Genomic DNA, 19,692 nt, shown 5'->3' on the forward strand with positions numbered 1-19,692 from the left:
AAAAGAAGCCGAGGGTACCCGAAGAGCGGGCGGCTCCGGAACCGCCGGGGATCCCGGCACGCGCCACGGCGCGAGCGCGTGGCTGCCTGGGGCGCGCGGCGCTGGCATCATGGGCCATCCCCCGCCGGAATTCCCGATGTCCCGTCGCTACCGCCCGTCCAGCCCCTCCCCGATCCATGCGCTGGCCTGCTCGGCCGCCCTGCTCGCCGCAGTGGCCTCCATGGCCGCGATCCCCGCCCCGGCGCTTGCGGCCGCGCCTGCCGAGCCGCTGACGACCGTGGCCGAGCGCAGCGGCTTCCAGCGCACCGGACGCTACGAGGAGGTCGCGACGCTGGCCGCCGCGTTCCAGGCGCGTTATCCGGACCGTGTCGCCGCGCGCAGCTTCGGTACCACCCCCGAGGGCCGGCCGATGCAACTGCTGGTGGTGACCGCGACCGGTGCGTTCGACGCGGCCGAGGCCCGCCGCCGCGGGCTGCCGGTGGTACTGGTCCAGGGTGGCATCCACGCCGGCGAGATCGACGGCAAGGACGCCGGCTTCCTGGCCCTGCGCCAGGTGCTGGAAGGCCGGGCCGCGCCCGGCGCGCTGGACAAGGTGGTGTGGCTGTTCGTGCCGGTGTTCAACGTCGACGGCCACGAGCGCTTCGGTGCCTGGAACCGCCCCAACCAGCGCGGCCCGGTGGAAATGGGCTGGCGCACCACCGCGCAGAACCTGAACCTCAACCGCGACTACCTCAAGGCCGATGCGCCGGAGATGCGCGCGATGCTGCGCCTGGTGCAGGAGTGGGATCCGCTGGCGATGGTCGACCTGCACGCCACCAACGGCGCGCAGTTCGAGCACGACATCTCGTTCCAGGTCGAACCGCTGCACGCGGGCGACCCGGCGCTTCGCGCCATCGGCCGGCAGTGGCGCGACGCGGTGATCGACGACGCCCGACGCCACGGCTCCCTGCCCCTGCCGTTCTATCCCTCGTTCGTTGTCCAGGACGATCCGGCCTCGGGCTTCGAGGACGGCGTGGCGCCGCCACGCTTCTCGCATGGCTATTTCCTGCTGCGCAACCGGCTCGGCATGCTGGTCGAGACGCACTCGTGGAAGCCGTACCCCGAGCGCGTGCGGACCACCCGCAACGCGGTCGTCTCGGTGCTCGAGCAGGTGGCGCGGCACGGCACGCAGTGGCGGCTCGCGGCGCTCGAGGCCGATGCACGCGCGGCGCGGCTGGGCGGTCGGCAGGAACCGCTGGCCTGGAAGGCGACCGGACAGGCGCGCACCGTGGACTTCCGCGGCTACGCCTACACGCGCGCGCCATCGTCCGTATCCGGCGCGCTGATGACCCGCTACGACGAATCCTCGCCGCAGGTCTGGCGGGTGCCGCTGCGCGACGAGGTAGTGCCGGCGCTGACCGCCACCGCACCCGCGGCCGGCTACCTGGTGCCGCCGGCCTGGGCGGAGTTCGTACAGCCGGCACTGGAGGCGCACGGCGTCGCCTTCCATCGGCTGGCCTCGGCCTGGCCGCAGGCGCCCGTCCAGGCGTTCCGCGCCGCCGGCGCGAAGGCCGAGGCGACCTCCACGGAGGGCCACCAGCGCCTGGCCATCGAGGGCGCGTGGAAGAGCGAACCGCGCGACGTCGCCGCCGGCGCGCTGTTCGTGCCGGTCGCGCAACCGCTGTCGCGCCTGGTGCTGGCACTGCTCGAGCCGCAGGCACCGGATTCGCTGGTGGCCTGGGGCCGCTTCAACAACGCTTTCGAGCGCAAGGAATACATGGAGGACTATGTCGCCGAGGATGTCGCGCGTCAGATGCTGGCCGCCGACCCGGCGCTGCGCGCGGACTTCGATCGCCGCCTGGCCACCGATCCGGCGTTCGCCGCCGATCCGGCCGCGCGCCTCGACTTTTTCTATCGCCGCCACCCGTCCTGGGACGAGCGATACGACCTCTATCCGGTGCTGCGCCTGGACCAGCCGCCGCCGGGCACCTGATTCCGAGCGACCCGCGAGCACGACATGAGCCTCCTGCCCCGCCTCGCCTCACGCCTGCTGCTCTGCGCCGCGCTGCTGCCGGCGCCGGCACCGGCGGGCGCCGCCGGGCCTCCGGCGGCGGACGAGGCGCCCGACTCCGCGCCGGAATTCACCCTGGTCACGCTCAACCTGTACCACGACCGCGACGACTGGCCGAAGCGCCGCGTGCAGATCGTGGACACCCTGCGTGCGCTGGAACCGGACGCGATCGTGCTGCAGGAGGTGCTGCAGCACGAGGGCCTGCCCAACCAGGCCACCTGGCTGGCGCGGGAACTGGGTTACCACTGGCACTTCGTCACCACCGATCCCCCCAGCCACGCCCGTCGCTATGGCAATGCGCTGCTGAGCCGCCAGCCGCTGATCGAGCAGGGCGAGACCCTGCTGCATCCGCTCGACGACCACCGCACCGCCGGCATGGCCCGGGTGCTGGTCGACGGCCGGCCGCTGAACCTCTACTTCACCCATCTCCACTCGGCACCCGACGGCGGCGCCATCCGCGCCGGGCAGCTCGCCGACCTGATGGCGTATGTCGAGGCCACGTCCGATGGCATCGCTTCGGCGATCGCCGGCGACTTCAACGCCGAGCCAGGCGCCCCCGAACTGGCCGCGCTTCGCGAAGGCTGGGACGACGCCTGGGCCGCGCTGCATGCCGACGTCGACGAGGAAGCGGCGAGCACGCTCAACCCGGCCTACTTCGCCAGCCCGGCCCGGATCGACCACGTCTTCCTGCAGCGCGGGCGCCTGCACCCGCTGGAGGCCGAACTGCTGTTCACCACGCCCGATGCCGCAGGCACGTGGGCGTCGGACCACCGCGGCCTGCGGGTCCGCTTCTGCATCGACGATCCGGCCACGCCCTGATCCGGCCAGGCGCGTGCGCCCGTCGTCGGTTTAATGCTTTGCATACATCGCCTTCGCGCCCGGCAGGAGCGGGCGGGGCCATGCTGGCGTGGCCAACCCAACATGGAGGTATCCGATGAGTCACCTGACCGGCAAGCGCGTCGCCATCCTCGCCAGCAACGGCTTCGAGGAATCCGAACTGCTCGAACCGATGCGTGCATTGCGCGACCATGGCGCGGAAGTGGAAGTCGTCTCGCCCGAAAGCGGCAGCATCCAGGGCTTCCGCCACTTCGACCGCGGCCAGAGCGTGCCGGTCGACCGCGATGTCGCCGAGGCGAGCGCGGCCGACTACGACGCGCTGGTGATCCCCGGCGGCCTGTTCAATCCCGATGCGCTGCGCCACGACGCCGATTCGATCCGCTTCACCCGCGCCTTCTTCGAGGCCGGCAAGCCGGTCGGCGCGATCTGCCATGGGCCGTGGGTGCTGGTGGATGCGGACGTCATCGACTCGCGCGAGCTGACCTCCGTGCCCAACATCCATCGCGACCTGGAGAATGCGGGCGCCCGTTGGGTCGACCGCGAAGTGGTGGTCGACCAGGGCCTGGTCACCAGCCGCACGCCCAAGGACCTGCCGGCCTTCTGCGCCAAGCTGGTGGAGGAAATCGCCGAAGGGCGCCACGCCGGCCAGGCGGCCTCGGCATGAGGCCTGCGGCGCCGAGCGGCAGGGATGATCGTCGCGCGGTGCGCGCATGCGCACCGTGGCGCCTGGCGGCAGTGGCATGCCTGGCGTTGGCGGCGAGCGCCTGCGGCCGCGACGACCAGGCCGCATCCGGCCCCGCGACCGATCCGCCGCCAGCCGATACCGCGGTGATGCGGCCAGCGCCGGCCTCGCCGGCGACCGAAGCCGCCCTGCCTGCGTCTTCGCCGCCGCTGCTGCCGCCGGGCGGTCCGGCGACCCCGGCGCAGGCGCAATGGAAGTGCGCCGACCAGCGGATCGCGGTGCGCCTGGATGCCGCCTCGCAAAGCCTCAGCCTGGTCCACGAGCGCGGCCAGCTGGCGCTGCCACGGCGCGAAGCAGCGTCCGGCGCCCGCTATGCCGACGCCAATGGCAACGAGTTCTGGGAAAAGGGCGACACCGCCACGCTCACGCTCTCCGGCACGCCGCCCCGCGCCTGCACCCGGGTCGAGAACGGTCTCGCGGACTGAACGCCTCCGCCAAGCGCGCTGACGGCGCCCGCATGCGCAGACGCCCGCCCGGGAAGCGCGGGCGGGCGTCATGGCCCCGGCGCGCCGCCGGTGGAATCAGGCGGCGGTCGTGGCGCGCAGCGCGGCGATCCGCTCGGCCAGCGGCGGGTGGCTCATGAACAGCTTGCGCAGGCCCTGGCCCACGCCACCGGCGATGCCGAAGGCCTCCACCTGGGCCGGCAAGGTGCTCTGCCCATGGTTCTGCGACAGCCGCTCCAGTGCCGCGATCATCTTCTGGCGGCCGGCCAGGTGCGCGCCACCGGCGTCGGCGCGGAATTCGCGGCGACGCGAGAACCACATCGCGATCATGGTCGCGAACAGCCCGAACACCATCTCCAGCACCATCACGATGGCGAAGTAGGCCAGGCCGCGACCCTCGCCTTCCCGATTGCCCGACAGGAAACTGTCGACGATGCCGCCGACCACGCGCGCCAGCACGATCACGAAGGTATTGAGCACGCCCTGCAGCAGGGCCATGGTCACCATGTCGCCGTTGGCCACGTGCGCGACCTCGTGGCCCAGCACCGCCTCGGCCTCGTCGGCGTCCATCTGCCGCAGCAGCCCGGTGGAGACGGCCACCAGGGCGTTGTTGCGGTTGGCGCCGGTGGCGAACGCGTTGATCTCCGGCGCGTCATAGACGGCGACCTCGGGCATGCCGATGCCCGCGGCCTGCGCCTGCCGCTGCACGGTGGCCACCAGCCAGCGCTCGGTCTCGTTGCGCGGCTCGGTAATGACGTGCGCGCCTGTGGCGCGCTTGGCCAGCCACTTGGACATCAGCAGCGAGACCAGCGAGCCGCCGAAGCCGAACAGCGCGGCCATCACCAGCAGCCCGCCCATCTGGTTCGGGTTCACACCCAGGAAGGACATGATGATGCCGGCCAGGAACAGCACGGCCAGGTTGGTGGCGAGGAACAGGGCGATACGGCTGAACACGGCAAGTCTCCGGGGGGTTGGCTTGTCGCCGGAGTTATGGGAGCGGGCCGGCTTGAAATCAAGCCATCGCCGCCGCGACCATGGCCCGGATGCAGGACGCAACCACCCCACCCCGCCCGCCGCGCAGCGGTTCGACCGACACGCCCGCCAGCACGGGCTACCGAGGGCGATTCGCCCCTTCGCCCACCGGACCGTTGCATTTCGGCTCGCTGCTGGCGGCGTTCGGCAGCTGGCTGCTGGCCCGCCATGCCGGCGGTCAGTGGCTGGTGCGCATCGAGGACCTGGACCCGCCGCGCGAGGTCGCCGGTGCGGCGCAGGCGCAGCTGGACACCCTGGCCGCCTTCGGCCTGGAACCGGACCTGCCGGTGGTCTGGCAGAGCGAACGCCATGCGCTGTATCGCGCGGCGCTGGACCGCCTTCTCGCCGGGGGACAGGCGTTCGCCTGTTCCTGCAGCCGCAGCGAACTGGCCGCCCAGGGTGGCATCCATCGCCACTGCGTCGCCACCGCGGCGCGGCCGCGCCCCGCCTTCCGGCTGCGGGTGGCCGACGGCAGCGTGGTCGCCTTCGACGATGCCCTGCAGGGACCGGTGCGGCAGGACGTCGCCAGCGAGGTCGGCGACTTCGTGCTGCTGCGCGCCGACGGCTGCTGGGCCTATCAGTTGGCGGTGGTGGTCGACGACGCCGAGCAGGGCATCACCGACGTGGTCCGCGGCGCCGACCTGCTCGATTCCACGCCGCGCCAGATCCTGCTGCAGCGCGCGCTCGGCCTGCCGACCCCGCGCTACCTGCACCTGCCACTGGTGGTGGACGCGCATGGACACAAGCTGTCCAAGTCCAGCGCCGCGATGCCCGTGGACACCGGCGACCCGCTGCCGGCGCTGCGCCTGGCCTGGTCGCTGCTGGGCCAGGATCCGGCACCGTTGCGGGGCATTGCCGGCCGCGATGCACTGCTGCGGTGCGCGCGCCAGGCCTTCGATCCGATACACCTGACGCCGCGCTTGCACTTTCATCAGGCCACCACTACAACTGCGATGGAACAGCCTGAATAGCCATCAAGCGCCTCCGGGAGGGGTCCAATGAACAGTCGCGTCGCGTTCGTCACCGGCGGCACCGGTGGTATCGGTACGGCCATCTGCAAGAAGCTGGCCGACATGGGCCACCGCGTGGCCACCAACTACCGCAACGAAGAGAAGGCCAAGGCCTGGCAGGCGCAGATGAAGGCCGACGGCTACGACATCGCCCTGGTCAAGGGCGACGTGACCTCGCCGGACGAAGCCCAGGCGATGGTCGCCGAAGTGGAAAAGACGCTCGGACCGGTGGAGATCCTGGTCAACAACGCCGGCATCACCCGTGACGGCACCTTCCACAAGATGACGGCGCAGCAGTGGAACGACGTCATCAACACCAACCTCAATTCGGTGTTCAACGTCACCCGCCCGGTGATCGAGGGCATGCGCGAGCGCAAGTGGGGGCGGATCATCCAGATCAGCTCGATCAACGGCCTCAAGGGCCAGTACGGCCAGGCCAACTACGCCGCGGCCAAGGCCGGCATGCACGGCTTCACCATTTCGCTGGCGCGCGAGAACGCCAAGCTGGGCATCACCGTCAATACGGTCTCGCCCGGCTACGTGGCCACCGACATGGTCATGGCCGTCCCGGAAGAGGTGCGCGCCAAGATCGCCGCCGACATCCCGACCGGGCGCCTGGGCAAGCCCGAGGAGATCGCCTATGCGGTCGGGTTCCTGGTCGACGACCAGGCCGCGTGGATCACCGGCTCCAACCTCGACATCAACGGCGGCCACCACATGGGCTGGTGAGGGTCAAGCCGGACCTGCGGCAGTTGCATGCGCTGCTGCGGTGCGCCATGCTCGGCCCCTCTTGAAGTCCAGTCCGCGAGCGCCCGATGGCCGCCACCCGCATCATCAAGAAGTACCCGAACCGCCGGCTCTACGACACCGAGATTTCCAGCTACATCACCATCGAGGACGTGCGCCAGCTCATCCTCGACGGCGAATCGTTCGAGGTCCGCGACGCCAAGAGCGGCGAAGACCTGACCCGTTCAGTGCTGCTGCAGATCATCGCCGAGCAGGAGCAGGACGGCGAACCGATGCTGTCGACCCAGCTGCTGAGCCAGATCATCCGCTTCTATGGCGACTCGCTGCAGGGCTTCATGGGCAACTACCTCGAGCGCAGCATGACGCTGTTCCTCGAGCAGCAGCAGACCTTCCGCCAGCAGATGGGCAACCTGCTCGGGCAGACGCCGTGGACGGCGATGAACCAGCTGACCGAGCGCAACCTGGAGCTGTGGCAGGAATTCCAGCGCGGCCTGGCCGGCAACCTGGGCCGGCCCACCGGCACCGGCGCCGGAACGCGCGGCGAACCGGAGCGTGGCAGCGGCACCGGCGGCAAGCCCCGGCGCTGAATTCCGCCAGGCGCGGACTGCCCCACTTCCCTCGCGCGCCACGAGGGCCCGGATCGGACCCGGGCCGCGTAGAGCGGGGCTTGCCCGCAAGGACGAGCCCCGCCTTACCGGCAGAACTTCTGGCGGTATTCCATGGCCTTGGGCATCAGCGATTGCAGCGTCTGGATCCGCGTTCCCGGGTTCGGGTGGGTCGAGGCGAACTCCGGTGGCGCCTCCCCGCCCGACGACTGGCTCATGCGCTCCCACAGGCCGATGGACTGCTGCGGGTCGTAGCACGCCGCCGCCGCCAGCATCAGGCCGACCTCGTCGGCCTGGGTCTCGTGGGTGCGCGCGTAGGGCAGCAGGTAGCCGTAGCCCATCGCCGCCATCACCATCTGCTGCTGCTGCGGATCCATGCCGCTGGCCGCGCCGGCCATCTGCCCGATCTGCGCCAGCTTCTGCTGGCTCATCCGCTGCGCACCGTGGCGCAACAGCGCATGGGCGATCTCATGGCCCATCACCACCGCCATCGCGTCCTCGGTCTGCGCCACCGGGATCAGCCCGGTGTACACCGCCATCTTCCCGCCCGGCAGGCAGAACGCGTTGGCCTGGTCGGACGGGATCACGTTGACGTCCCATTCGAACTCGCGCCAGTGCTCCGGCGCGGCCATCCCGTGCTCGGCGGCCAGTTCGGCGGTCACCTCGGGCACCTTCGCGATCAGGCGCTGGGCGATCGCGGCGACCTGCTGCGATGTCGGGTCGTTCCTGGGCAGCGGCTGTTCCTGCGAGAGGATCTCCTCGTACGCCTGCAGGCCCATCGCCCGTTCCTCGTCCGGGCCGATCGAGCCGTCGATCAGCACGGTCTCGCCGGTGTAGGGATCCTCGGTGCGGTTGGAGAGGTAATAGCAGCCGCCGTAGACCAGGAAGCCGAGCAGGATCAACCAGCGCAGGCTGCCCAGGCCGACGCCACGGCGGCGCGGCGCCTGGCCTCCGGACTGGCCGAACGGATCGTTGCGCATCGCTCCACTCCTTCTGTCAGATGCCGCGCACCAAGCGGAAGCCGATGCGCGCGTTGGTCATGTCCGAGTCCATCGAGGCCCGCCAAGCCGATCGCGTCTGTTCCGGCGAACCGGACCAGACGCCGCCGCGGATCACCCGCGACCGGCAGCCGGGATTGAACCAGGCCGCGCCATCGGCCGGCGCCCGCCGGTAGCTGGCGTGCCAGCAGTCGGCGACCCATTCGCTGACATTGCCGGCCAGGTCGTGAAGGCCCCATGCATTGGCCTGGAAACGCCCGACCGGCGCCGGCCCCCAGTAGCCGTCACCGAAGCCGATGAAGGCGTTGTTCCAGGTCCGGCCGCTGGGTGAAACGTCGTTGCCGCCGGCGAAGTTGCCCGAGCCTGCCGGCGGCACGGCCGCGTCCCCCCAGGGGAAGCGGCCCTGGCTGCCGGCACGCAGCGCGTATTCGAACTCCGCCTCGCTGGGCAGGCGGTAGTGGCGGCCGGTCTGCTCCGACAGCCACGCCGCATAGGCCTCGGCGTCGCGCACGCTCACGTGCAGTACCGGATCGTCCGGGTCGGCCGGGCGGCCGTCGTAGCCCGATCGCCAGTCCGCGCCACTGCGCCGGGCGAAGTTGCCGCTGCGCTCGTCGTAGACGATCGAGTTGCCGCGGCGGGTGGCACGCGGCCGCGCGCCCGCCTGGGCGACGAAGCGACCGAACTCGGCCACGGTCACCTCGGTCAGCGACATCGAGAAGCCGCGGTCGAAGCGCACGTAATGCGCCGGCCGCTCGGCGTCGCTGGCGCCGGGCTCGGTGTCCAGCGCGCCCATCCGGAACGCACCGTGCGGCACCACCACCATCTGCGGCCCGCGACTGCCGTCGCGCAAGGCGTCGGTGAAGACCTGGCCTGGGCGGAAGGCGCCGTAATGCGTGGCCAGGTCGATCCGCTGGCGAAGCTGCGCGGCGACCGGATCGCCGTGTGCGGCAATCTGCAGGATCTCGGCCAGGCGCGCACGCGCGTCGCGCAGGCCGTCGCCGCGGACCAGGTCATGCAGCGCGGCGTCGCGCAGCGCCAGGATGCGCGCATTGCGCGCGGCCTCGAGCCGGGCACGGGCATCGGCCACCGCGCCGGCCTCGTCCTCGCGCACCGCCTGTGCGTGGCCGAGCCAGCGCTCGGCGCCGCCGAAGTCCAGGCTTGCCGTGGCCTGCTCGGCCCGGCCGATCGCCGCGCTCTCGACCGCGGCCCGTCCCTGCAGCGCCCGCGGATCGTTCGGCCGCAGCGCCAGCGCGTCGCGGAAATAGGCCAGCGCGCCGTTGCCCTGTTCGCCCAGGCGGCCGGCGCGCAGGTCTTCGTCGCCGGCGCGAACGAGCGCCGACAGGCGCCGGGCGGCATCGACGTCGCGTTGCAGTTGCTGCACCTGCGGATCCTCCGGTGCCAGCACGCGTGCCACCGCGGCCAGCTGTTCGCTGCGGACCAGCGCCTGGGGATCGGTCGCCGCCCCGGCCAGGGCATCACCGGCCTCGGCCAGCACCCGCGCGCGCGCGCGCTCCAGGCCACGGCGCGCCGCCCGGTCGTCCGCATCGGCCTGCAGCAGCGCCAAGTAGATCGGCACTGCCGCATCGGCGTCCTCGAACAGGCGCCCGTCCTCGAGCGCCTGCGCCGCCTGGTCGCGCCAGAGACGACGGTCGCGTTCGCCGAGGGCGACCGCCGGCGGCCTCCATACCCCGACCACCGCAAGGCTTTCGTCGCCACTGACCGTGACGCTCGGGCGCTCCACGCCCGCCTCCGCCGCCTGCTCGGCGGGCAGCGGAGCGGCCGCCTGGGGCGCGCGACTGCAGGCGCAGGCCGCCAGCAGCAGGCCCGTCCACAACAGCAGCTGCCCACTCGCGCGCAAAGCCCCTCCCTTCCGTTCCGGCCGCCGACGGCGGTTTGACGTTAGGCTATCGCAGCCCACGCAGGCAAACGAACGCCAACCGGAACCGACGTGTCAGAACCCCTCTGGATCGACCAGCCCGCCGAGCTCCTGCGCCGGCTGGAAAGCGCCCCGCCCCGCATCGGGCTGGATACCGAATTCATCCGCGAACGCACCTACTGGCCGCGACTGGCGCTGGTCCAGATGGCGGTGGGAGCGGAAATCCTGCTGGTCGATCCGCTGGTGCCGGACATGCCCGCCGCCATCGCCGCCTGGCTCGATGCGCCCGGCGTGCTCAAGGTCATGCACAGTGCCAGCGAGGACCTCATCGCGTTCAAGTGCGCCTGCGACACCCTGCCACGGCCGATGTACGACACCCAGGTCGCCGCCGCGCTGGCCGGCATCGGCAGCGGGCTCGGCTACCAGAAGTTGGTCGGCCAGGTGGCCGGCATCACGCTGCCCAAGGGCGAAACCCGCTCGGACTGGTTGCGCCGCCCGCTCAGCGCGGCCCAGCTGGAATACGCTGCCGACGACGTGCGCCACCTCGACGCGCTGTACGCGGCCACCATCGAGCGCCTGGACGCGCTCGGCCGCAGCCGATGGCTGGCCGAGGACATGGAGCGCACCCTGGCCAACGCGGCGCGCGAGGAAGGCGAAGCCTGGCCGCACCTGTCGCTGCGCGCCGCGCAGTTCCTGGACGGGGACGGGCAACGGCGCCTGCTGCGGCTGCTGCGCTGGCGCGACCGCTACGCGCGCGAGCAGGACCACCCGCGCAGCTGGGTGCTCGACAACGAACTGGCGGTCCTGCTGGCGCGCGACCCGCCCGCCGACGGAGACGCCCTGAAGCGCCAGCTGGACGCCACCCCGAAATCGCCCCGCCGCCTGGCCGACGCGATCTGGCAGGCGCTGGTCACCCCGCTGCCCGACGAGGCGGCGATGCCGGCGCCGGCGCCGGAGGCTGACCGCAACGCGATCAAGCGCCTGCAGGATGCCGTCGCCCGCCGCAGTTCGGAGCTGGGCCTGCCCGATGGCGTGCTCGCCTCCCGCCGCTACCTGGAGGCGCTGCTGGAAGGCGGACAGTGGCCACCGGCGCTGCAGGGCTGGCGGCGCCACGAGCTGGAAGCCGCGCTGGCCCCCCTGTTGGCACCCAAGGCCGGTGCAGGCTAGAATTCCCGCCTCGCACAGGTGTCCTGTCGCACCGTGGGGCCATAGCTCAGCTGGGAGAGCGCGTCGTTCGCAATGACGAGGTCGGGAGTTCGATCCTCCCTGGCTCCACCATATTTCCAAAGCCCCGCTCCGGCGGGGCTTTTTCATTCCTGCCGGCAATGGACCGCTGCCGCACGCCGGCTGGCTAAGATCGGGGTCCTCTTCCGCGAGCATGCAGATGCGACCGCACGCCTTCCTCCTGCTCCTGGCCGCCTCCGGCATCCTGCCGGCCGCGGCCGCGCCCGCCACGGTCGCGCGCCTGGCGGCGCTGCCCGATGGCGCCACGCCCACGCCTGCGGTACACAGCGGCCGCACCGTCGCCAGGGAAGGCGGCATGCTGGCCTACCAGTGGCCCGGGTTGTACTTCGAAACCCGCTTCGAAGGCCGGCGGCTCGATTTCGCCACCGGCCCGGGCGAGGTGATCCTGCACCTACGGGTCGATGGCGCGCCGGTGGCGACGCTGGAACGCCCGGAGCCGGGCGCTTACCGCATCGACGGACTCGACGATGGGCCGCACGAAGTGCGGATCGAGGTGGCGACCGAAAGCCAGGCCGGGCCCAACCGCTTCGACGGCTTCTTCCTGCCGCCCGGCAGCCACGCCCTGCCGGTGCCGGCGCGCGCGCGCCGGATCGAATTCATCGGCGACTCGCACACCGTGGGCTACGGCAACCTGTCGACCCAGCGCGAATGCAGCGAGGCACAGGTATGGGCCAGCACCGACAACACCCGCGCCTTCGGTCCCCGGGTCGCACGGCACTACGACGCCGACTACCGGGTGAGCGCGATCTCCGGCCGCGGCGTCGTGCGCAACTACGGCGGCGGGCCCGGCGACACCCTGCCGCAGGCCTGGCCTTGGCGGCTGTTCGACCATGGCGCGGCCGACACCGGCGGCGACGGCTGGCAGCCGCAGGTGGTGGCCATCGCCCTGGGCACCAACGATTTCTCCACGCCGTTGCGGCCCGGCGAGCGCTGGCCGGACCGGCCCGCGCTGCACGCCGACTACCAGCGCGCCTATGTCGCCTTCGTGCGTTCCCTGCGCTCGCGCTACCCCGGCGCGCACTTCGTGCTGTGGGCCACCGACCGGGCCGAAGGCGAGATCCGCGAACAGGTCGAGCGCGTGGTCGCCCGCCTGCACGAGGGCGGAGAGCGGGCGGTCAGCTTCCTGCCGGTGGCCGGACTGGACGTGGGCGGCTGCCACTGGCATCCCTCGCTGGCCGACCACGCGCGCATCGCCGATGCGCTGGTCCGGCACCTGGACGCGCTTGCGGTCGGCTGGCCGCGGTCGCCGCACCCCACAGCTCAGGACGACGGCAGCGTCCAGCGCGACGCATCGCCCCACGGCCGCCGCTGGCGGAACAGCACCAGGTACACGCCGGCGGTCCACGCCAGTCCCGCCGCCCAGCCGGCGAGCACGTCGGACGGGTAATGCACGCCCAGGTACGGCCGGGACAGGCCGACCAGGCCGGTGAACGCCAGCGCCACGGCCAGCACCGGCCAGCGCCAGCGCGTGCCCCAGGCCAGCAGGACGACGACCGCGGCCAGGGTCATCGAGCCCATCGCATGGCCGCTGGGGAAGCTGAAACTGCTCTCCGGCGCGATGGATTCCCACAGCGATGGCCGGTCGCGGCGGAAGAACGCCTTGGTGCCCAGGTTGAGCAGGCCGGAGCCGGCCAGTGCGACGATCGCGAAGCTGGCCTCGCGCCAGCGCCGCGCCACCAGCAGCGCCAGGCACAGCGCGATGTCGGCGGGGATCACGCCCCAGGCATAGCCGACGCGGCTGACGAAGACGAAGAAGGCATCCAGCCGGGGGCCGGCCCGTTGTTGTAGCCACAGCAGCAGCGCATCGTCGAGGACCATCGCCTCCAGCTCGTGGACCTCGTCGGCCAGTTCGGCGAACACCCACAGCGGCAACAGCAGGCCGACGAACAGCAGCCCCAGCAGGGCCAGGTTGCCGCGCAGCACCGCCGCCAGCGACGACAGGCGCGAGAGCGGCTCAGCCGGCTTTCCGGGCATACCGGCTTTCGACGTACTCGTCGATCAGGGCCACGAATTCGGTGGCGATGTTCTCGCCCTTGAGCGTGACCTTCTTCTCGCCGTCGATGAACACCGGCGCCGACGGCGCCTCGCCGGTGCCCGGCAGGGAGATGCCGATGTCGGCGTGGCGCGACTCGCCCGGGCCGTTGACCACGCAGCCCATCACCGCCAGCGACAGGTTCTCCGCGCCGGGGTGCGAGATGCGCCATTCCGGCATCTTCGCCCGCACGTGTTCCTGCACCGTCTTGGCCAGTTCCTGGAAGAACGTGCTGGTGGTACGGCCACAGCCCGGGCAGGCGGTGACCATCGGCGTGAACGCGCGCTGCCCGGTGGTCTGCAGCAGTTCCTGCGCCACCACCACCTCGGCGGTGCGCGACTGGCCGGGCTCGGGCGTGAGCGAGATGCGGATGGTGTCGCCGATGCCCTCCTGCAGCAGCACCGACAGCGCCGCCGCCGAGGCGACGATGCCCTTGCTGCCGATGCCGGCCTCGGTCAGCCCCAGGTGCAGCGCGTAATCGCTGCGCGCCGCCAGGTCGCGGTAGACCGCGATCAGTTCCTGCACGCCGCTGACCTTGCAGCTGAGCACGATGCGGTCGGCCGGCAGGCCCAGTTCCACGGCGCGGTCGGCCGACTCCAGCGCCGACAGGATCAGCGCCTCGCGCAGCACGCGGCCTGCATCCCACGGTTCGGCGCGGGCATGGTTCTCGTCCATCAGCCGCGCGGCCAGGGCCTGGTCCAGCGAGCCCCAGTTGGCGCCGATGCGGACCGGCTTGCCGTATTCGATCGCCTTCTCGATGATCGAGGCGAACTGGGTGTCCTTCTTCTTGCCGAAGCCGACGTTGCCGGGATTGATCCGGTACTTGGCCAGCGCCTCGGCACACGCCGGCTCGCCGGCCAGCAGCTGGTGGCCGTTGTAGTGGAAGTCGCCGATCAAGGGCACGTCCACGCCCATCATCAGCAGCTTCTCGCGGATGCGCGGGATCGCGGCGGCCGCCTCGGGCGTGTTCACCGTCAGCCGCACCATCTCCGAACCGGCCCGCCACAGCTCGGCGACCTGCCTGACCGACCCGGCCACGTCGGCCGTGTCGGTATTGGTCATCGACTGGACCACCACCGGCGCGCCGCCGCCGACGGCGACGCCGCCGATCATGACCTGGCGGGTGGGACGGCGCGGCCAGGGCGCGGCCGAGGCGGGAGGCGTGGGGCGGGTGATGGCGTCATGCTGCATGCACGCATTCTAGACGGGCCGCGGCAACGCCGCCCCAACCGGTGCGCGCGCCGGCGGTCGGTCGCCCCGCGCACGCGCGGACGTGGCGGCGGTCCGGCGCCTGCCGGTTCAGGACAGGCGCCGCGCCGCCGGACGCCCGAGCAGGAAGCCCTGCCCGCAATTGCACCCCAGTTCCAGCAAGGTGTCGCGCTGGGCGTCGGTCTCCACGCCCTCGCCCACCGTCTCGATGCCCAGGGTCCCGGCCAGGGCCAGGATCGCGCGGACCAGGGCCAGGCTTTCCTGGCGCCCGCCGTCCTCGTCCAGCCCGGCCACGAAACTGCGGTCGATCTTCAGTCCGGAGATCGGGAAGCGGTGCAGGTAGGACAGCGCCGAGAAGCCGGTGCCGAAGTCGTCCAGCTGCGCCTGCACGCCGTGTTCGCGCAGGGTGTTGAGGATGCGCAGCGTGCGCGGTGCGTCGTCCAGCAGCGCGACCTCGGTGATCTCCACCCGCAGCCGTGCCGGGTCGGCATCGGCCGATTCGAGCAGGCCCAGCAGGCGGTCGGCGAAATCCGGCGAGCGGAAATGGCGCGGCGAGACGTTCACCGAGACGTAGCCGTTGCCGCCGCGGGCCAGCTCGCCGATGACCTGCTCGTACAGCAGCCAGTCGACCTGCTCGATCAGCCCGCTCTCCTCGCCCAGGGCGATGAACGCGGCCGGCGCCAGCAGGCCGCGGCGCTCGTGCTGCCAGCGCAGCAGCGCCTCGTGGCCGATCACCTCGCCGTCCTCCAGGCGCACGATCGGCTGGTAGTACGGCAGGAAGTCGCGGCTGATGATCGCCCGGCGCAGGTCCGCTTCCAGGTCCAGGCTGCGCACCGCCTGCTCGCGCATGTCCTCGTCGAAGATCGCGTAGCGGTCGCGGCCTTCGTTCTTGGCCCGGTACATGGCCGCATCCGCGTCGCGCAGCAGCTCCTCGCCGCTGCTGTAGCGCGGGTGCCACAGGGCGATGCCCATGCTCGCCGACGGGAACAGCTCGCGCCCGGCCACCCACAGCGGCCGCCCGATCAGTGCCAGCAGCCGCGGCGCCAAGTCGCGTACGCTATCGCCGCCGTCCGGGCAGCTGACCAGGATCGCGAACTCGTCGCCGCCCAGGCGCGCGACCACGTCCTCGGCGCGCATCGCGGAAACAATGCGCTTGGCCACCTCGACCAGCAGTTCGTCGCCGGCAGCGTGGCCGATGCTGTCGTTGACCAGCTTGAAGCGGTCCAGGTCCAGGAACAGCACCGCGAACGGCATGCCGTCGCCGAACTGCGCCCGCTCGATCGCGCTGGCCATGCAGTCGAGCAGGTAGGCGCGGTTGGGCAGCCCGGTGAGGGTGTCGTGCAGGGCCTGGTGGGTCAGCCGCTCCTCGGCGCGCATGCGCTCGCCGATCTGCGCCACCAGCTGCTCGTTGGCCTCCTCCAGCTCGGTGGTGCGCTCGATGACGCGCCGCTCCAGCTCGGCGTGGGCCGCGCGCAGGCGCTCCTGCGAACGCTGCCGGGCCAGGCCGTTGCTGATGTTGTGGGCGACGAAGGTCAGCAGGCGCTGGTCGTCGGCGCTGAAGCGGATGTCGGCCGTGTAGCTCTGCACCGCCAGCACCCCAACCACCTCGCCGTCGCGGTGCAGCGGCACGCCCAGCCAGCTCCAGGCCTGGATCCCGTACTCGTGGATCTCGCCGGCGGCGGCGAGGCGGTCGATGTCGCTGCGGTCGGCGAGCAGGGCTTCGCGGATGCGCAGCACGTACTCGGTCAGGCCGTTGCTGAGCCTGCGCGCGGGCCGGTGGTCGCCCTTCTCGTCGACCGAGTAGACGAACTCGATCGACTGCTGGTCGTCGCTGAGCAGGGCGATGTAGAAATTGCGCGCATAGATGAGCTCGTCCACCGCCGCGTGCACCTTGGCGTAGTACTGCTCCAGCGACTCGGAGCTCATCGCCATCTCGGTGATGCGGAACAGCGCGTGCTGCAGGCGCTCGGCGCGCTGCCGCTCGACCACCTCCTCCTGCAGTTCGCGGTTGGCGTGCTGCAGCTCGACCGTGCGCTCGTGCACGCGGCGCTCGAGCTCGACCTGCGCCTGGCGGCGGTCCAGCGTGGTGAGCACGTGCTGGGCCACGTAGCCCAGCAGTGCGCGGTCCTCGTCGGTATAGCTGGCCGGGCGGTCGTAGCTCTGCACCACGATCGCGCCGCAGACCTGTTCGCCGCGCTTCATCGGCACGCCCAGCCAGTCCTGGCTGTCCGGCCCCTGGATCGCGCTGTACTCGACCTGCAGCTTGCGCCGGATCAGGTTGGACGGCCCGCGCAGCGCGCGCCCGTGGCGCAGCAGGGCGAAGGTCAGGCTGTGCGGCATGTCCGACTCGGTCCACTCGTGGTCCGGGTCGGGCTGATAGTCGTCGGCCTCGTCGGCGAAGTAGATGAAGCGCAGCGTCTCGCGCTCCTCGTCGTAGGTGACGATGTAGCAGTTGGGCGCGTACATCAGCGAGCCGATGATGGCGTGCAGCCGGTGCAGCATCTCGCCCATCTCGACCTCGGCGCTGGCCAGCTCGGCGATCTCGTACAGCGCCTGCTGCAACTGCCGCGACTTCTCCAGCGCTTCCATCCGCGCCTGCGCGCGGGTGGCCTCCAGCGCCGATTCCAGCAGCGTCCGCGCCGTCGCCAGCCAGGCCTCGCGCGCGGCCGGATCGAAGGGACCGCCGAGCCGCGCCACCAGCGACAGCCGCGCATCCTCGGCGTCGTGCCAGGCCAGCGAGAGCGTGTCCGGCTCGTTGCCCAGCGATCCCGCCTCGACCAGCGCCAGCTCGAGCCGCCGCGCCGGGCCGGCCTGCATCACCGGCTCCATCAGGAAATGGCTGCCCAGGGTGGCGTCGCGCCAGCCCACCGCCAGCTGCGCCGTCGCCGGCAGCAGCGCACGCAGCGCCACCACCGCGCGCTCCAGCGGCGTGCGCGGACCGGCCGCCGCGATTGGCACCTGCGGTGCGCTCTCAACTGTGCCTGCTGGACTCATGCATCCCCGACGGCCACCCCACGGCGCCAGCATAGCGCGGCGGCGCGACGGCCAGCGCCCAACCCCGACAGGCCCACCCGGACGTTGGTCGAAGGCATGACCCCGCCCCACGCCCGGGCCCACGCCCGCCCGACCCGGACCCGACGCCGCCCGCTTGCGTCGCCCGCCGCGGCCCGTAGTCTGTCGGCCATGGACCAGCCCGTGGCCGCCACCACCGATGACTCGCTGATGCTCGCCTGGGCAGCCGGCGAGGCCTCGGCGTTCGAGGTCCTCTACGGCCGCCACCGCGGCCCCCTGTTCCGCTTCCTGCTGGCCCAGCTTCGCGACCGGCCGCTGGCCGAGGAGCTCTACCAGGACGTGTGGCAACGGGTGATCGCCGCCCGCGCCACCTGGCGGCCGGAGGCCGCGTTCGCGACCTGGCTCTACCGGATCGCCCACAACCGGCTTAACGACCACTGGCGCGCGCAGCGCCACCGTCCGCCGGCACCGCTGGACGCCGAACTGCGCACCGCCGCCCTGGCCGACCCCGAGCATCCCGGTTCGGTGGCCGAGCAGGACGAGCAGCGACAGCGGTTGCAGCAGGCCCTGGACGAGCTGCCCGACGAGCAGCGCGAGGCCGTCCTCCTGCGCCTGCAACAGGAGCTGAGCCTGGAGGAGATCGGCCGGATCACGGGCGTCGGCCGGGAAACCGTCAAATCGCGGCTGCGCTACGCGCTGGACAAGCTGCGCGCGAGGCTGAATCCATGAACCCACGCCACGACCCCCTCGACCACGAAGAGCGCGCGCTGGCGCGCCTGCTGCCCGGCGACGATGCCGTCGCACCGGATGCGGCAGTCGACGCACGCATTCTCGCCGCCGCGCGCGAGTCGCTCGTGCCGCCGCCGGCCGCCGGCCGCGCGCCGCACCGGTCCGGCGCCGCGCGGCGGCCACGCCATGGCTGGCCGGTGGTGCTGGGACTGGCGGCCTCGGTGACGCTGGCGGTCGGAGTCGCCTGGCAGTTGCGCGAGCCGCCCCTGCCCGCCATCGCGCCGGCGACCGCCCCGTCGGCGAAGCCAGCCGGCGATACTGCGCAGGCGCCGGTCGCCCGGGCGCCTGCGCCTGCCGCCACCGCGCCTGCCACGGCGGCACCCGACGCCGAAGCCGGCCCTGCCCCTGCGGAACACGATGCAGCGGTCGCCGCTGCAGGCGCGCGGACGACGCAACGCCAGGAGAAGGCAGGCCGCCAGGCCGAGGCATCGGCCGCTGCCGCAGTGGCCGATGCCGGCGCCGACGCTCACTCCGAAGACACGCAGGCCGCCACGGCCGCCGCGATGCAACGCCCCGCGCAGCGCCAGGAAAAGGCCGGTCGCCAGGCCGAGGCGCTGGCCGCGGGCGAAGCCGAACAGGCACATGCGCACCAGGCGGCCACGGCTGCCGCCATGCAGCGTTCGACCCAGCGCACCGAGAAAGCCGCCCGCCAGGCGATGGCATCGCCGCCACCGCCGGCCGCGCCGCCCGCCCCGATGGCCGAGCCGCGTGCCACCGCCGTCTCCCAGGAACCCTCGCCGCCCGCCCCGCCGGCACCGGTCTCCGTCCGTGCCGCGCCGGCGCCCGCGGCGGCGGGCGCCCGTTCGGACGAACACGGCGGCGGATTCGCTCCCGATCCGCCGGTGGCCGTCGCGGCCGAGGCGAGCGACCTGTCGATCACCGCAGCGGCGAACGTGGTCGACGACGATGCACGCCTGCCGCCGTCGCAGTGGCTGCAGCGCATCCGCGAACGCAGCGGCCGCGGCGAGACCGCACTGGCGCGCGCGAGCCTGGCGCGTTTCCTCGAGGTCCATCCGCAGGAACCGGTGCCGGCGGACCTGCGGCCCCTGCTGCCCTGATCCGCTC

The 19,692-nt window shown here is 72.1% G+C and carries 16 protein-coding genes, 1 tRNA gene and 1 pseudogene; 12 read left to right on the forward strand and 6 right to left on the reverse strand.

Translation table 11 applies throughout. The features are described 5' to 3' along the window. Positions 1-220: 220 nt before the first annotated feature. From ABKA19_RS05905 to ABKA19_RS05920, 4 genes are all read left to right on the forward strand, one after another. Positions 221-1,972, forward strand: a complete 1,752-nt coding sequence (locus tag ABKA19_RS05905) for a M14 family metallopeptidase (RefSeq protein ID WP_353688593.1) — start codon at positions 221-223, stop codon at positions 1,970-1,972. Positions 1,973-1,996: 24 nt separating this feature from the next. Then, positions 1,997-2,869: an endonuclease/exonuclease/phosphatase family protein gene (locus ABKA19_RS05910; protein ID WP_353688125.1), complete on the forward strand. Its 873-nt coding sequence runs from the start codon at positions 1,997-1,999 to the stop codon at positions 2,867-2,869. A 115-nt stretch (positions 2,870-2,984) separates the two neighbouring features. Continuing rightward, complete coding sequence (locus tag ABKA19_RS05915) at positions 2,985-3,551, forward strand: type 1 glutamine amidotransferase domain-containing protein (RefSeq protein WP_353688126.1); 567 nt, start codon at positions 2,985-2,987, stop codon at positions 3,549-3,551. Between the two features lie 167 nt (positions 3,552-3,718). After that, positions 3,719-4,054, forward strand: a complete 336-nt coding sequence (locus tag ABKA19_RS05920; RefSeq protein ID WP_353688127.1) for an MliC family protein — start codon at positions 3,719-3,721, stop codon at positions 4,052-4,054. Positions 4,055-4,150: 96 nt separating this feature from the next. Here ABKA19_RS05920 and htpX read toward each other — a convergent pair whose 3' ends face one another. After that, positions 4,151-5,026, reverse strand: a complete 876-nt coding sequence (gene htpX / locus ABKA19_RS05925; protein WP_353688128.1) for a protease HtpX — start codon at positions 5,024-5,026, stop codon at positions 4,151-4,153. Between the two features lie 89 nt (positions 5,027-5,115). On the opposite strand from htpX, the gene gluQRS reads away from it, so the two are divergent. From gluQRS to phaR, 3 genes are all read left to right on the forward strand, one after another. Further along, the gene (gene gluQRS / locus ABKA19_RS05930) at positions 5,116-6,075 is read left to right on the forward strand and encodes a tRNA glutamyl-Q(34) synthetase GluQRS (protein ID WP_353688129.1); all 960 of its coding nucleotides are present in this window, start codon (positions 5,116-5,118) and stop codon (positions 6,073-6,075) included. A gap of 27 nt (positions 6,076-6,102) precedes the next feature. After that, the gene (locus ABKA19_RS05935) at positions 6,103-6,843 is read left to right on the forward strand and encodes a beta-ketoacyl-ACP reductase (protein WP_162375632.1); all 741 of its coding nucleotides are present in this window, start codon (positions 6,103-6,105) and stop codon (positions 6,841-6,843) included. A gap of 86 nt (positions 6,844-6,929) precedes the next feature. Next, positions 6,930-7,448: a polyhydroxyalkanoate synthesis repressor PhaR gene (phaR, locus tag ABKA19_RS05940; RefSeq protein ID WP_353688130.1), complete on the forward strand. Its 519-nt coding sequence runs from the start codon at positions 6,930-6,932 to the stop codon at positions 7,446-7,448. Between the two features lie 104 nt (positions 7,449-7,552). Here phaR and ABKA19_RS05945 read toward each other — a convergent pair whose 3' ends face one another. Both ABKA19_RS05945 and ABKA19_RS05950 read right to left on the reverse strand, forming a co-directional pair. After that, positions 7,553-8,446, reverse strand: a complete 894-nt coding sequence (locus tag ABKA19_RS05945) for a M48 family metallopeptidase (protein ID WP_353688131.1) — start codon at positions 8,444-8,446, stop codon at positions 7,553-7,555. 16 nt (positions 8,447-8,462) lie between these two features. Beyond that, a complete protein-coding gene (locus ABKA19_RS05950) occupies positions 8,463-10,322 on the reverse strand; it encodes an SUMF1/EgtB/PvdO family nonheme iron enzyme (protein WP_353688132.1) in 1,860 nt (619 codons plus the stop codon). Positions 10,323-10,412: 90 nt separating this feature from the next. Between ABKA19_RS05950 and rnd the strand changes: the two genes are divergently transcribed. The 3 genes and pseudogenes from rnd to ABKA19_RS05965 form a co-directional block, all read left to right on the forward strand. Then, positions 10,413-11,507 (forward strand): ribonuclease D, encoded by a 1,095-nt coding sequence (gene rnd, locus ABKA19_RS05955; protein WP_353688133.1) that lies wholly within the window; start codon positions 10,413-10,415, stop codon positions 11,505-11,507. 35 nt (positions 11,508-11,542) lie between these two features. Beyond that, a tRNA-Ala gene (locus ABKA19_RS05960) sits at positions 11,543-11,618 on the forward strand. A gap of 106 nt (positions 11,619-11,724) precedes the next feature. Continuing rightward, positions 11,725-12,774, forward strand: a pseudogene (locus ABKA19_RS05965) (SGNH/GDSL hydrolase family protein); the annotation flags it as partial. A 71-nt stretch (positions 12,775-12,845) separates the two neighbouring features. Here the strand turns inward: ABKA19_RS05965 and ABKA19_RS05970 are convergent. From ABKA19_RS05970 to ABKA19_RS05980, 3 genes are all read right to left on the reverse strand, one after another. Further along, positions 12,846-13,559 (reverse strand): phosphatase PAP2 family protein, encoded by a 714-nt coding sequence (locus tag ABKA19_RS05970; RefSeq protein ID WP_353688134.1) that lies wholly within the window; start codon positions 13,557-13,559, stop codon positions 12,846-12,848. Beyond that, positions 13,540-14,808 carry a flavodoxin-dependent (E)-4-hydroxy-3-methylbut-2-enyl-diphosphate synthase gene (ispG, locus tag ABKA19_RS05975; protein ID WP_353688135.1) on the reverse strand — a complete coding sequence of 423 codons (1,269 nt, stop codon included), beginning with the start codon at positions 14,806-14,808 and terminating at the stop codon, positions 13,540-13,542. The genes ABKA19_RS05970 and ispG overlap by 20 nt, the downstream gene beginning before the upstream one ends. Before the next feature lie 108 nt (positions 14,809-14,916). Beyond that, a complete protein-coding gene (locus ABKA19_RS05980; RefSeq protein WP_353688136.1) occupies positions 14,917-17,820 on the reverse strand; it encodes a bifunctional diguanylate cyclase/phosphodiesterase in 2,904 nt (967 codons plus the stop codon). A gap of 189 nt (positions 17,821-18,009) precedes the next feature. Between ABKA19_RS05980 and ABKA19_RS05985 the strand changes: the two genes are divergently transcribed. Further along, a complete protein-coding gene (locus tag ABKA19_RS05985) occupies positions 18,010-18,567 on the forward strand; it encodes an RNA polymerase sigma factor (protein ID WP_353688137.1) in 558 nt (185 codons plus the stop codon). Further along, positions 18,564-19,685, forward strand: coding sequence for a hypothetical protein (locus tag ABKA19_RS05990; RefSeq protein WP_353688138.1), 1,122 nt, complete (start codon positions 18,564-18,566; stop codon positions 19,683-19,685). Before ABKA19_RS05985 ends, ABKA19_RS05990 begins: the two co-directional genes overlap by 4 nt. Positions 19,686-19,692 lie beyond the last annotated feature (7 nt).

The organism is Pseudoxanthomonas sp. Soil82 (assembly GCF_040446535.1).
GTDB classification, from domain to species: Bacteria; Pseudomonadota; Gammaproteobacteria; order Xanthomonadales; family Xanthomonadaceae; genus Pseudoxanthomonas; species Pseudoxanthomonas kaohsiungensis.